The organism is Luteitalea sp., assembly GCF_022842525.1.
GTDB lineage: Bacteria > Acidobacteriota > Vicinamibacteria > Vicinamibacterales > Vicinamibacteraceae > Luteitalea.
The window spans coordinates 15,213-28,897 of sequence record NZ_JALHPM010000080.1; the positions used below are offsets into that span (position 1 = coordinate 15,213).

Genomic DNA, 13,685 nt, shown 5'->3' on the forward strand with positions numbered 1-13,685 from the left:
TGCAGTAGGGAAAGCCGCGGGGGGCCGCGGCTCGAGGGATCGAGGAGAACGACCATGAGCGACATCACAGCGGTGGTGCAGGAGAAGTACGGCAGCTTCGCGGCCTCGGTGACCGCGGGCCAGGGCAAGACGTCGTGCTGTGGGTCCGGCGGGTGCGACGATCCGATCACGAGCGGGCTGTACTCGCCCGAGGAGATTGGCGCGCTGCCGGCCGAAGCCGTCCAGGCGTCGCTCGGCTGCGGCAACCCGACGGCGCTCGTCGATCTCAGGCCCGGGCAGGTCGTCCTCGACCTCGGGTCTGGCGGCGGCATCGACGTGCTGTTGTCGGCCCGGCGCGTCGGGCCGACCGGCAAGGCCTATGGCCTGGACATGACCGACGACATGCTGGCGCTGGCGCGCGAGAACCAGCGTCGCGCCGGGGTGGCCAACGTCGAGTTCCTGAAGGGCACGATCGAGCAGATCCCGCTGCCGGATGCCTCGGTGGACGTCATCATCTCCAACTGCGTGATCAACCTCTCCGCCGACAAGCCGCAGGTGCTGCGCGAGGCGTTCCGTGTGCTGAAGCCGGGCGGTCGCCTGGCGGTGTCCGACGTCCTCGTGCGCGGCGAGGTGCCCGCCGACGTGCGCCGCAACATGGAACTGTGGGTGGGCTGCATCGCCGGCGCCCTGCGTGATGACGAGTATCAGGCCGGCCTCGAGGCCGCGGGCTTCGAGCAGGTGCAGATCGAACCGTGGCGCGAGTACGCCGCCGCGGACGCGGAGGCCTACTTTCGCGACGCCGGCCAGTCGTGTGGTGATCTGACGGCGGCCGATGGCCGCTTCTTCAGCGGATTCGTCCGAGCGACCAGACCCGGGGCGGCGGCCTGATGCCTGCACGCCTCAGGCCTGCCGTCGAGCACGACTGGCCGGCGATTGCCGCCGTGCTCCAGCGCCACGGTCTCCCGCTGGACGGCGCGGCCGACCACCTCGCCGACTTCGTCGTCGCCGAGTCGTCCGAGGGCGTGTGCGGCGTGGCCGGTCTCGAGGTCCACGGCGAGGCGGCGCTGCTGCGATCGGTCGCCGTGATCGCCCCCGGCGGCGGGCTGGGCACACGCCTGGTCACGCACGTCATCACGCAGGCCGAAGCCCGCGGCATCCGCGACCTCGTGCTGCTGACGACCACCGCCGGCGCGTTCTTTCCGCGCTTCGGCTTCACCCCGGTGAGCCGGGACGACGTACCTGCGGCGCTGCGCACGTCGGCGGAATTCCAGGGGGCGTGTCCCGCGAGCGCGCTCGTCATGCGCCGCACGAGTCGTCACGCCGAATTGCCCTGACCGTCACGGCCGCGATACCGACGCACGCGACACTGACCTTGCGCTGCACCTGGGACATCTTCAGGGCAGCGTGGTTGACCGAGGGCCCCGGAGCATGGGGCCCTTTTTTCATCCCGCGATGCCGAATGCCGCGATGCGGGACATGCGGAATGAGGAAGGGCGAAGGGCGAAGAACGAAGGCCCAAGGCCGACGGACGAAGGCCCCAGGGGTTCAGTCGACGACGTAGCTGAAGACCTTGTGGCGGCCGTTCATCGACAGCATCGACCCGAAGATCTTGACGCGCTCGACCGCGCCTTCGGGGGTCCGTACCACCAGGATCGAATCGCGCTGCACACGGAGCGCACCCGACTCCGTCGTCTCACCGTCGAAGAGCACCTGCTGCAGCACGTAGGCCCGCCCGCCGTGGCGTGCGACCGTCGCGGCCAGCGAGAGGTCGCTCTGCTGCTTCAGCCGTCCCCACACGAACGACAGCGGCATGTTGGTCTCGGGTCGGCTGGCTGGCAGCGTCGGCCAGACGAACGCCTTGAACTCGTCGTGTGTGAGCGCCAGCGCGGCCAGCGCCGCCTGGTCACGGCGGAGCAGGCGTGCCAGCACCTCGCGCGCCAGATCCTCGGGGGACGCGAAGGTGTTGGTGAGGGCGGGGGCGGGGCGCCTGCAGGCTGCGGGCGCGACCAGAGAGAGCAGGACGACCAGAAGGAGCAGGACCGCCCGGATCGGGCGGCCCTGTCGCGGCGAGGTGCGCACGACGCCTAGCGTAGCGTGAAGTCGGTCCAGCCGCGGGTCCAGTCCTGCTCCGGATCCGGGCTGAAGGCGCCGATGAAGGTCGTCACCTCGAAGAACCCGTCGTTGGGCGGCGTGGCGGGTGCCAGCTGGCCGCCGGCCAGCGATCCCAGCGTCGGCCGGAAGTTCGGCGCCGTCAGATTGAACGGGTCGATGAGACCGGGATCCGCGTTGCGGATCGTCGAGTCGTTCATGAAGGGAATCGACGCCGGGCTGTACTGCGCCCCGGCGCGCACGATGCCGTTGCCGAAGAAGATGCTGTTGCGAACCGACAACTCGCCAGCCTGGGCCTGCGCGAGGGAGGCCGACCCGTTGATGTCGAGGCCCCAGCTCTTGAAGCCGACGACGACCGCATTGCGAATCGTCGTGGCGGTGCCGCGGCGCAGGAGCATGCCGATGTTGCTTTCGTTGCCGAAGGTGGTCGAGGGGTCGCCGACCAGCGTCAGGTTGTAGATCGTCGGGTTCGATCGCGGCAGCAGGTTGTTGTTGATGTCGTTGTTGTCCGCCTCGATGCCCATGTCGGCATCGTCGCCGCGCTGCTGCGCCACCAGGTACTGGACACGGCCGCTCCAGCCGAACGTCCAGTCGAGACTGTCGTCGCGGATACCGTTGAGCACGATGTGCTTGATGTCCACCGTGCCGCCGAAGAACTCGACGCCGTCGTCGCGGTTCATCTTGACCTGCACGTAGTCGACGGTCGTGCCGCGGCCGACGCCCTGGAAGGCGATGCCGTTGAGCTCGTTGTCGGGGCTGAACTCGATGCCGGCGAACTCGACGCGCACATAGCGGAGGATGCCGCTGTTGTCGTTGACGTCGTTGCCGCCGTACTCGCCGGTGTCCCCTTCGCCGATGCCGATGCCACCCGGCACGTTGAGCGGCGCGCGGCCGTTGATGATCAGGCCCCCCCAGTCACCGCGGTTGCGGTTGCCGATGGCCTGGTCGGAGGTCATCACGATCGGCTGCGCCGCCGTGCCGACGGCATTGAGGCGTCCGCCGCGCTCGACGATGAGCGTCCCGAGGGTGGCCAGTTCACCCGCGACGGTCGTGCCCGCCTGGATGTTCAGGACGCCGCCCTCCGCGACGAAGACGGCGCCGCGCAGGACGTAGTAGTGGTCGTTGGTGAGGTTGAGGGTGGTCGACAGGCGACCCTGGATGACGCGGATCGGCTTGTCGATACCTGGCACCGAGTAGGCCGGTCCGATGACGGTCTGGCCGAGCAGCGTCGGTTGCTGGGTCAGCGCCAGGGCGGCAACGACGAGCGTCAGCCCGAGGACGCGAAGCGAGCGGAACATGGAGAAAGTCCTCATCAGAAGGCCGAGAACGTGAACGAGAAGGAGAAGGTGCGACCGAGGTCGTAGAACCGCTGGCGCAAGTCGCCCTGCGTGAACTCGTACGGGTCGTTGGTCAGGTTGTCGGCGCTGGCGCGCAGCGTCAGCTTGCTGAAGATGCGCTGCGAGTACACCAGGTCGAGCTGGTTGCGGCCGACCTGGATGATGTCGGGCAGCCCCGAGGCGCCGACGTCCGTGATGCGGTCGCCGACGAAGTTGTACAGCGCACGGACCGACGCCGCGGCGCCGATGCGCACTTCCGCCATCACGTTCAGCAGGTTGTCGGACTGGCCGGCGAGCGGCCGCTCGAGCGAGGTCTGGACCTGGGCCAGCGCGGGCGTCAGCGTCACGCGCGAGTTGATGTAGGAGTAGTTGGCGCCGACGTAGAACCACGGCGCCAGCCGCTTGCGGGCCTCGAGCTCGATGCCGACGTTGCGGGCGCTGTCGGCGTTGTCGTACGAGGTCCGGATGTTGGCCGTCGGCTCGAGGACGCGCTCGATCGGGTTGTCGAAGTTCTTGTAGAAGAAGCTGACCGCGAACACTTCCTCGGCGCGCGGGAAGATCTCGTACCGGACGTCGACGTTCTGGATGAGGGCCTGCTGCAGGTCGGGGTTGCCGACGCTGGCCCGGCCCCCGACGACATCGGTGAACTCGAACGGGGCGAGTTCACGGAACTCGGGGCGGTTGGCGGTCTGGCTGAAGCCGACGCGGAAGTTCGAGGCGGGCGTCAGCGCGTAGACCACGTTGACCGACGGGAACAGGTTCGTCTCGTCGAGTCGCGCCTGGATGACCGTCGGGTCGAACGACAGGCTGAACAGGTCCCGCGTGTTGACTTCCTGCTGGAACTGCTCGACCCGTACGCCACCGATGAGGCGCAGCCGCGACGACATGGCCAGGTCGACCATCGCGTAGCCGGCGGCGACCTTCTGCGTCGCATCGTAGAAGTCCGTCGTCCGCGTCTCTTCCTTGAGCTCGAAGCGGTTCGGGCCGATGTTGGCCGGCGAGAACAGGGTCTCGGCCGGTGCCGTCAGGTCGAGGCCGGTCAGGTTCAGCGGCACCAGGCGGAAGCGCCGCGACCGGAAGTCACGTTCGCGATCGAGGTAGGCGAACCCGGTCTTGAACTGCACCGGCCGCCCCTTGGCGCTGGCCAGCACCGACCAGTTCACCTGGCCGTCGATGGTCGTGTCCTCGAGGGCGTTGAACATGCGGAAGCCGCTCTGCGACAGGTCGGCGAACTCGTACGCATTGGCCGGGTTGATGGCCTGGTAGATCGTCTCGCGCAGGTCCGGCTCGTCGCGATTGCCGACGCCGTAGCCGATGCGCCAGTCGATGTGACTGTTGCTCAGGCTCGAGAAGAAGTGGTCGCCCGACACGTTGTTGCTGGTGATGCGTTCTTCGGTCCAGAACAGCCGCTGGGCACGCTGGAAGCGGCCGGCCTCGCCGTTGAAGCCGCTGTAGGCCCGGGCCTCGTCCTCGCCGTTGTTGGTCAGGAAGTTCTCGAACGACAGGCGCTGCGTCGGCGTGAACTGGTAGGCCAGGTTGGCCACCACGCCCATCGTCGAGCGCTTGGTGGCGTAGTCGAAGTCGTAGTCGACGAAGTTCTCGAGCGCGTCGTTCTGCCCGAGCACGTAGGTGATCTGCTTGTCCTGGTAGTACTGCTCGCGGTAGTTCTGTGAGTAGCTGGCCACGACACCGAACTTGCCAAAGCGGTCGCCGAACACGGCGCCGAACGACTGGTTCGGGTCGCCGGTGCGGGGCGCCAGCGACCAGTTGTTGGAGAACGACTCGCCGAACTGCTCGAGCTGGGCCTGGGTGAAGCCGACGTCAGGGGTGAAACGACCGGCGCCGCGGATGACGCGCGAGTTGGGGAGCGCGCCCGGCAGCGCGCGTGCGCTCGTGCCGAAGCCCCAGAAGTCGTTGCTGCCGCCGCGGTAGCCGAGGACGTCGTCGAACGTGGTCTGGTCGTTGAAGCCCGCGCCGAGCGAGACGTCGAAGACCGGACGCGACGGGAACTTGAGCGGTTCGATCTGCACGAGGCCGCCGGCGAACTCCGCGCTCTGGTCCACCGCGTAGGTCTTGGCGACCTTGACGTTGTCGATGAGACCGGCGGGGAACAGGTCGAGGGAGACGACGCGTCGTTCCGGCTCGGTGGTCGGCAGCGACACGCCGCCGAGTGTGGTGCTGCTGTAGCGCTCGCCGAGCCCGCGCACGAACACGTACCCGTCGCCGACCACCGACAGGCCCGTGACGCGCGACAACCCGGTCGCCGCGTTGCTGTCGTTGTTGGCCTTCATCTCCTCGGCGCCGATGTTGTCGGACACGACGGCCGACCGCTTGCGCTCGAGCAACTGCGCCTCGGCGGTCGACGAATTGGCATCGGTCACGTCGGCCGAAACGGTGACGGCCTCGGAGAAGCCCTCCATCGCCAGGCCGACATCCGCCGTGACCGGGGTGCCGGGTTCAGCCTGCACGCTGACGGTGCGTTCGACGTAGCCGCCCATGACGACCTTGAGCGTCTGGGGCCCCGCCGGGACATCGAGGGCATAGCGGCCGTCCACGTCGGTGTAGGCGACATCCGTGGTGCCGACGAGCTCGACCGGGACGCCGGGCAGCGGCACGGCGTTCTGCTGGTCGAGCACGCGGCCCGTCACACGGACGCGTCCGGTCCGCTTCGCTTGCGACGTCGCCGGGACCGATGCACCCGTCGGCTGCGCCAGCGCCGGCGCAGGGACGAGCAGAGGAGTGATGACCAACGCGGCCAGGCTCAGGAGCCGGGACGGGCGGGCCGCAAGGCGCAACATCATGCGATTCCTCATAGGTGACATCCCGAGGCAGGCAGGGAGCGCGCCTCGACCACACCGACTGTAGGAACCTCATGTGACCCGGGTGACACGAGCCTGTTTCGCCGCCGTTAAATGCCTGATCCCTGTGTGTTTCGTCCGTGCGGCACGCGGGGCACCCGTCTGCTACCATCGGCCCGACCAGGTGTGTGGCATCGCGGGAGTGTTCGTTCGTGACGGCGGGGCGGTCGACCACGCGTGGCTCGCCGCCATGGCAGACACCCTGTGCCACCGGGGCCCGGATGCGGAGGGTTTCTGGGCGGCTGACGGCCTCGGGTTCGCCCACCGCCGGCTGAGCGTCATCGACGTCTCGGAGGCGGGGCGACAGCCCATCGGTTCCGAGGATGGCCGGATCCAGGTCTGTTACAACGGCGAGATCTACAACTTCGAGGCGATCCGCACCGAACTGGTCGCGCGCGGGCATCACTTCGCGTCGCGCACCGACACCGAGGTCATCGCCCACGCCTGGGAGGAGTGGGGGCCAGCCGCCATCCACCGCTTCAACGGGATGTTCGCCGTGGCGGTGTGGGACCGTGCCTCACGCACGCTCTGGCTCGTCCGCGACCGACTCGGCGTCAAGCCGCTGTACTTCGCCAGCACGCCGGGCCGCCTGGTGTTCGGCTCCGAGATCAAGGCGGTGCTCGCCGTCCCGGGCGTCACGCGCACCCTCGACCCCGCCGCCCTCGATGCGTTCCTCGCCCTGAACTACGTCCCCGGCCCTCGCACCATCTGGCAGGAGGTGAGCCAGCTGCCGCCCGGGTACATGCTCACCGCGACGGCCGACCGCCAGACCGTCGAGCCCTGGTGGGATGTGCGGTTCGGCCACGACCTCTACACGGACCGCGACCAGGCCATCGAGGACATCCGCGCCCTGTGTGACGACGCCGTGCGGCTGCGCCTCGTGTCCGACGTGCCGCTCGGGGCGTTTCTCAGCGGCGGTCTCGATTCATCGGCCGTGGTCCACTTCATGCGACCGCGCCACACCGGGCCACTGCACACCTTCAGCGTCCGCTTCGACGAGCAGTCCTTCGACGAAGGCCCGTTTGCCGCGCTGGTCGCCAGGACCTACGACCTCACCCACCACGAGGTCGTGTGCCGCGCCGCTGACGTGTCGGCGTCGCTCGACCGCCTGGTGTTCCACGCCGACGCCCCGGTGGCCGACATCTCGATGGTGCCGATGTACCGGCTGGCCCAAGCCACGCGCGAGCACGTGACCGTCGTGCTGTCGGGCGACGGCGGTGACGAGGTGTTCGGCGGCTACGCCATCTACCACGCCGATCGTGCGGCACGGGTGTGGCGGACCTTGCCGCGATGGTTCCGCGATCGGGTCGTGCGCCCGCTCGTCGGGGCGCTGCCGGCCGCGACGACCAAGATGAGCCTCGACTACGCGTTGCGCCAGTTCGTCGCCGGCGCGGGCGAAGCCCCGGAGACGGCGCACTACACCTGGCGCACGATCTGCTCGCCCGAGACGCGCGCCACGCTGCTGCGGCCCGATGTGCTGGCGGCGGCCGCGCGGGACCAGGCGCCCGAAGCCCCGTTTCTGGCCGCCTACACGGCCTCCGGCGCCACCGAGCTGATGGACCGGTTGTTCTACGTCGACCTCAAGACCTTCCTGGCCGACTCGATCCTCCCGAAGGTGGATCGCACGACGATGGCGTTCGGCCTCGAGGCGCGTGCGCCATGGCTCGACTATCGGCTGGTGGAGCTCGGCGCCCGGCTGCCGTGGCGCTGGAAGCTGCGCGGACGCGACACGAAGGTGATCTTCAAGGACGCCATGCGCGGCCTCGTGCCCGACCCGATCGTGGGGCGCGCCAAGGCCGGCTTCCACGCGCCGCTCGCCTCGTGGTTCCGCGGCCCGTTGCAGCCGCTCCTCCGCGAGGTGTTGTCGCCGACCTCGCTCCGCATCCTCCCCGAACTGCAGGTGGCCCCCGTGCAGGCGATGATGGAGGCACACCTGGCCGGTCGCGCCAATCACGCCTTCAAGCTCTGGGGCCTCGTCACGCTGGTGCGCTGGGCGCATGCCTGGCGCCACTGATCGCATGCCTGAACCCGTCTCGATCATCATCCCGGTCTTCAACGAAGAGGGCGCCATCGCCTCGACGCTCGCGGCTGTCGAGTCGACGATGCAGGCGTCCGGTCGCCTCTACGAGGTGCTCGTGGTCGACGACGGCTCCGAGGACGGCACGGCCGGCGTGCTGGCGGGGACGACCGCCCGCGTGGTGCGGCACCGGGCCAATCGGGGCTACGGCGCTGCCCTGAAGACCGGCATCCGCGCCACCACGCATCCGCTGGTCGCCATCCTCGACGCCGACGGGACGTATCCGATCGCCCGGCTGCCGGAGTTGCTGGCCCACCTGGACGAGGCGGACATGGTGGTGGGCGCGCGGACGGGGGGGAGCGTGCACGTCCCGGCGCTCCGTCGTCCCGTGAAGTGGCTGCTGACGCGTGCGGCCAATCTGTTGAGCGGGCACCGCATTCCCGATCTCAACTCGGGGCTGCGGGTGTTCCGACGCGAGCTGGCTACCCGCTTCTTCGGGCTGTTCCCGGACGGGTTCTCGTTCACCTCGACGATCACCCTGGCGTCGCACATCAACGGCTATCGCGTCGAGTACATCCCGATCGACTACTACCGTCGCACCGGGGCGTCGTCGATTCGGCCGGTGCGCGACACGCTGAACTTCTTTCTCTTGATCGTCCGGATGGTCGTGACCTTCCGCCCGCTGAACGTGTTCCTGCCGACGGCGGCGGCCCTGCTGGTGCTCGGCGCCATCAAGGCGGCCCTGGACTTCAGCCGTACCGGGGCGTTCGGGGTCGGCGCCGCGATTCTCATCCTGACCGCGATCCAGATCGCGCTGATGGGGCTGCTCGCGGATCTCGTGACCAGGCGGACCAGCCTCTGAGTCGCCGCGGCACCGCGGCGGACCGACCTAGACGGGACCCTGCGGGCGTCCGGCCACGGGCAGCACGATCGTGAAGATGGCGCCGCCGTCGGGCCTGTTCGCAGCGCTGGCCTGCCCGCCGTGCAATTCGACGAGGTGGCGCACGATCGACAGGCCGAGGCCGGTGCCGCCCGAGTCGCGCGAGCGGGCCTTGTCCACCCGGTAGAAGCGCTCGAAGATGCGCGGCAACTCCGCATCGGGGATGCCGTGTCCCGTGTCGGCCACCGAGAGGCGCACCTGTGATGCGTCCGCGGTCGCGGTCAGCTCGATGCGGCTGCCCTCCGGCGTGTAGGCGGAGGCGTTCTCGATCAGGTTGCGCAGCACGTCGTGCAGCTTGGCGGGATCGCCACGCACGGTCAGCGTCGGCGGCGTGACGTCGATGCGGACCGACTGACGGCGTCCCTCGATGAGCGGCTGCAGGTCGGCGGCGACGGACCCGAACAGGCCTTCCACCGACACCTCGGCCAGTTCGAGCGGCTCCTGTCCGGCGTCGAGGCGGGCCAGCCGCAGCAGATCCTTCACCAGTCGTTCCATGCGCGCCGAATGCCGCGCGATGATCTCGAGGAAGCGGGTCGTGCCCGGCTCGTGATCCGGCCCGTCGAGCAGGGCCTCCACGTAGCCGCGAATCGCCGTCAGGGGCGTCCGGAGTTCGTGCGACACGTTGGCCACGAAGTCGCGGCGGATGCGGTCGGCGCGGCGCAGGTCGGTGATGTCGTGCAGCACCAGCACCGCGCCCCGGCTGCCCGGCGAGATGGCCGGCGAGCACCGGGCGATGAAGGTCTGGCCGGGGTCGCGGCCGATGGCCAGTTCCAGACCGCCCGGGCGGGATCCCTGCAGCGCCTGCGTGATCTGGCTGGCGATGTCCGGGTGGCGAATGAGCTCGACGTAGCGACGGCCGATGGGCGAGGCGTCCAGTCGCAGCAACTGCCGCGCCGCGTCGTTGGCAATCTGCACCTGGCCCTGTTCGTTGACCACGATCACGCCTTCGACCATGCCCGACAGGACGGCTTCGAGGCGAGCGCGATCGCGACTCAGATCGCCGAGGCGCACGTCGAGGGCGGCGCCGGCGATGTTGACGGCCCGGGCCACGCGGCCCAGGGCGTCGCCGCGTGGCTCCGGCAACCGGGGCCAGGGTTCACCCGTGCCAAGCGCCCGGATGGCCGACACCACCTCGCCGATCCGGTCGTCGACCACCGTCGATGCCATCCAGCCCGTGATCACCGCCGACACGGCCGCGGTGACCACGCCGACCAGACCGACGCGGAGCAGGAAGCCTGGCGACGTCTCGAGGGGCTGCTGCGTCACCCACGCCACGCCGAGGGTGAACACCGGCGTGAACAGGGCGGTCTGCAGAGCCGTCAACAGGACGAAGGTAGGGACGCGCAAGGGGCCTCGGGGCTCGCGGCCGGTCGCCGACGGGGCCACCGGTGCGTGTCTCGAGTGTAACGGGCGCGTGACGGGATCGGGTAGCGGCGGCACCAGCGCCGCAGCGTACGCCGGTCGTGAGACGTCGGTGTGACGCACCCTGGGTAGGGCCGGCTCTCCGAGCCGGCCGTCATCGACAGCCGTTCAGCGCAACTTGTACCCGAATTGCTTGACCGTCTCGATGGCGTCGGCCAGCACCGGGATCTTCTCGCGCAGTCGCCGGACATGCACGTCCACCGTGCGTGAGCCGCCGGTGTACTGGTAGCCCCACACGTCGGTCAGCATCAGATCCCGCGACAGCACCCGACCGCGGTGCTCGAGGAAGTACTGCAGCAGCAGGAATTCCTTGGCCGTGAGGCGCACCTCGCCATCGCCGGCGGTGACCACGTGCTGGTCCAGTTCCATCCGGATCGCGCCGTACTGCAGCACGCGACCGGACGCCGCCGACGGCCCGACCGGCGGCACCGGCTGTGCGGTGCGCGTCGACCGCCGCAGCAGCGCGTTGACGCGGGCGACGACTTCCTTGGCGCTGAACGGCTTGGTGATGTAGTCGTCGGCGCCGAGCTCGAGCCCGACGATCCGGTCGCTCTCTTCGGCGCGCGCCGTCACCATCATCACGGGGAGGTCGGCCATCGCGGCCGAGGCGCGGATCGCGCGGCAGATCTCCAGGCCATCGACACCGGGCAGCATGCGGTCGAGGATCACCAGGTCGGGCAGACGGTCACGCAGACGCGGGAGGGCGTCCTGGCCCTGGGTCAGGACGTCGATCTCGTGCCCGCTCCGCTCCAGATAGTGACGCAGCAACTCGGCGATGTCGGCGTCGTCTTCGACGACGAGGATGCGGCTCATGACGGGAGCGGCTCCGGGCGCCCCTGCAGGTGGCCCGAGATCCAGCTGATGTCGGCGGCCGCCACGGCGTCACGCAACGCGCCGTCCGTCGCGTAGGGACGACGAGGGATGCGTCGCGCCGGCACCTGCCACGGCACGGTCGCGCCGCCAAACGGGTCGGGCGTCAGGGTCAGCGTACTGCCGTCCAGCTCGCCCTTGTAGTAGTCGAGTTCGAACCGATCCTGCCAGCCGTGGCACAGCGCGAGCGAGATGAGGTCGGCCGCGCGCAGAGACGCGTAGTCGCGCAGGAAGCTGTCGAAGGAGACGCCGTCGGTTCGCGCGGCGAGCGCGGCCACACGGCTGTCACGCGCGTTCGACATCGTCGTGAAGAAGTCGCGCCAGGCGGGGTCGCCGTCGTAGCGAGCGTAGGTGGTGACGGCATGGTGGGCCACGAGCGCGGCCACGTGCGGGCGATCGGCCAGCAGGTCGACGGCGCGGGACCACACGGCCTGGCGTCGGGTGACAGGCAGGTGGATGAAGTCCCACGGATCGCCGGTCTCGACGTTGACGGTCGGCGCGTCGTCCTCGTCGGCCCACCCGCAGTCGTGCTCGCGCGTGGCTTCGAGCAGCACCGCGCGCGTGGCACGGTCGGGCAGCCCATCGGCCGCCCAGTGGGTGAGGACATGGGCTGCCAGCGCGGCGTGGTCGGGTTGGCGGATGAGGAGCCAGCTGTCGCCGTCAGGTCGGACGATCACGCTGGGAGAGTAGAACAGAAAGGCCGGGAATGCCGAATGCCGGGAATGCCGCCATGCCAGGGCCCTTCAGGCCTTCAGCATTCGGCATTCCGGCATTCCAGCATTACCGACGCGGCGCCCCCGTGTTCGAGGGCGCCGCTCTCAGACTATCGGCATTCCGGGAACAGCCAGTCGCCGTTGGGCCGCTGCGCGTTGCGGTAGCGCGCGATCGAGCACATGCTGCCCAGCGTCCACCGGCCAATCGTGCCGGCATCGGCGGTGGCCTGCGTCTGATCGAGCCAGAACGGCGCGCCGCCCGACCGATTCGCCGGATTGCAGTGGTTGGCGATGATGTCGATGATGAACACCTGCGTGCTGTTGCGCATGTCCGACCCTTCGGGACCGTAGTAGTAGGCCACGATGTCCTCGGACAGGCCCTCGTTGCCGCGCTTGATGTTCAGCGCGAACCGATTGGTACCGGTGCGCAGCCGCAGCTCGGCGACGACATCCTCCATGAACTTCTCGTTGCCACCGAAGGCACGGCACGAGTTGGCGATGTCGAACGGCTGGCGCCGGGCCAGTTCGGCGACCACGCCGAGGAACGACGGCATGATCTGGCAGGGACGTCCGTCACCGACGCAGGCAAAGCCGGAGTTGCGGCGGAAGGTGTTCAGCGGGGCACCGACGGCGGCGAACGGGTTGAAGTACTCGAAGGCCTGCGGCGCGGTGACCGCGACGCCATTGGTCTCCACGGTGACATCGACCCTGCCCGCGGCCCCCGGCGGCGTCACCGCCCGGATCAGCGTGTCGGTCTCGACTTCGAACGACGCCGCTGGCGTGGCGCCGAACCTGACCGACGTCCCGAGGTCGTTGTGGCCGAAGCCCGTGCCCTCGATCTCGACGACGGTGCCGCCCCCGGGCACGCCGCGATTGGGCGTGACGGTGAGCGTGCCGCCCGGCGCGGCCGGCGGCAGGCTGGGCGCGGTCAGCAGGAACGTGTCGGGCAGCGGGGTGCCGAGCGAGGCGTGGCCGGCCGTGAAGCCGTTGCCCCAGTACACGACGCGCTCGGCCACGACCGGGACGGTGGAGGAGAAGAACGTCGCGAACTTCTCGTTGGCCAGTTCGGGATACAGCAGCGGCCACACCGTGAAGCGCGAACGCGCCGGCACGGTGAAGGTCTTGGTGACCCCCGTGTTCTCGCCTTCCGTGTAGAAGTACGCCGTCAGCGTCGCCTCGGTGGTGCCCGGGTTGTAGATCGGGAAGAAGGTGTTGAAGCGACGCTTGTCGGTGGCGTTGGCGTCCTGGTACATCTGGAAGCCGCCCTGCAGCCCCTCGGCAAACCCCCACTTCAGTGACGCGGTGGCGGCGCCAGCCGTGGCGTGGCCTTCGAGCAACCCGCGCCAGTAGACGGCGCGCTCGGCGATGATCGGCTGCGACGCATCCACCTGGATGGCGAAGGCGGTGTTGGCCAGGGCGGGCACGACCGACGACGGGACG

Annotated in this window: 11 protein-coding genes; 4 read left to right on the forward strand and 7 right to left on the reverse strand. The window is 69.3% G+C overall.

The window, feature by feature from the left end; genetic code table 11:
- The first annotated feature begins 54 nt into the window (after positions 1–54).
- The gene (locus tag Q0C41_RS16435; protein ID WP_291985343.1) at positions 55–867 is read left to right on the forward strand and encodes an arsenite methyltransferase; all 813 of its coding nucleotides are present in this window, start codon (positions 55–57) and stop codon (positions 865–867) included.
- The gene (gene arsN2 / locus Q0C41_RS16440) at positions 867–1,313 is read left to right on the forward strand and encodes an arsenic resistance N-acetyltransferase ArsN2 (RefSeq protein WP_291985345.1); all 447 of its coding nucleotides are present in this window, start codon (positions 867–869) and stop codon (positions 1,311–1,313) included. Before Q0C41_RS16435 ends, arsN2 begins: the two co-directional genes overlap by 1 nt.
- 211 nt (positions 1,314–1,524) lie before the next feature.
- On the opposite strand, the gene Q0C41_RS16445 is transcribed toward arsN2, so the two are convergent.
- The 3 genes from Q0C41_RS16445 to Q0C41_RS16455 are packed head-to-tail and all read right to left on the reverse strand — an operon-like array spanning position 1,525 to position 6,226.
- On the reverse strand, positions 1,525–2,058 hold the full coding sequence (locus Q0C41_RS16445; protein ID WP_291985347.1) for a hypothetical protein: 534 nt from the start codon (positions 2,056–2,058) through the stop codon (positions 1,525–1,527).
- A gap of 5 nt (positions 2,059–2,063) precedes the next feature.
- On the reverse strand, positions 2,064–3,386 hold the full coding sequence (locus Q0C41_RS16450; protein ID WP_291985349.1) for a hypothetical protein: 1,323 nt from the start codon (positions 3,384–3,386) through the stop codon (positions 2,064–2,066).
- Between the two features lie 14 nt (positions 3,387–3,400).
- The gene (locus Q0C41_RS16455; RefSeq protein ID WP_291985351.1) at positions 3,401–6,226 is read right to left on the reverse strand and encodes a TonB-dependent receptor; all 2,826 of its coding nucleotides are present in this window, start codon (positions 6,224–6,226) and stop codon (positions 3,401–3,403) included.
- Between the two features lie 181 nt (positions 6,227–6,407).
- Between Q0C41_RS16455 and asnB the strand changes: the two genes are divergently transcribed.
- Together asnB and Q0C41_RS16465 are read left to right on the forward strand one after the other, a co-directional pair.
- Complete coding sequence (gene asnB / locus Q0C41_RS16460; protein WP_291985353.1) at positions 6,408–8,297, forward strand: asparagine synthase (glutamine-hydrolyzing); 1,890 nt, start codon at positions 6,408–6,410, stop codon at positions 8,295–8,297.
- A 4-nt stretch (positions 8,298–8,301) separates the two neighbouring features.
- The gene (locus Q0C41_RS16465) at positions 8,302–9,162 is read left to right on the forward strand and encodes a glycosyltransferase family 2 protein (RefSeq protein WP_291985355.1); all 861 of its coding nucleotides are present in this window, start codon (positions 8,302–8,304) and stop codon (positions 9,160–9,162) included.
- A 27-nt stretch (positions 9,163–9,189) separates the two neighbouring features.
- Here the strand turns inward: Q0C41_RS16465 and Q0C41_RS16470 are convergent, their stop codons facing one another.
- The 4 genes from Q0C41_RS16470 to Q0C41_RS16485 form a co-directional block, all read right to left on the reverse strand.
- On the reverse strand, positions 9,190–10,587 hold the full coding sequence (locus Q0C41_RS16470) for an ATP-binding protein (RefSeq protein WP_291985357.1): 1,398 nt from the start codon (positions 10,585–10,587) through the stop codon (positions 9,190–9,192).
- A gap of 183 nt (positions 10,588–10,770) precedes the next feature.
- Positions 10,771–11,475: a response regulator transcription factor gene (locus Q0C41_RS16475; RefSeq protein ID WP_291985358.1), complete on the reverse strand. Its 705-nt coding sequence runs from the start codon at positions 11,473–11,475 to the stop codon at positions 10,771–10,773.
- Complete coding sequence (locus tag Q0C41_RS16480; RefSeq protein ID WP_291985360.1) at positions 11,472–12,209, reverse strand: DUF3891 family protein; 738 nt, start codon at positions 12,207–12,209, stop codon at positions 11,472–11,474. Before Q0C41_RS16480 ends, Q0C41_RS16475 begins: the two co-directional genes overlap by 4 nt.
- Positions 12,210–12,355: 146 nt before the next feature.
- The coding region (locus tag Q0C41_RS16485) for an IPT/TIG domain-containing protein (protein ID WP_291985362.1) at positions 12,356–13,685 on the reverse strand (1,330 nt) is incomplete at its 5' end.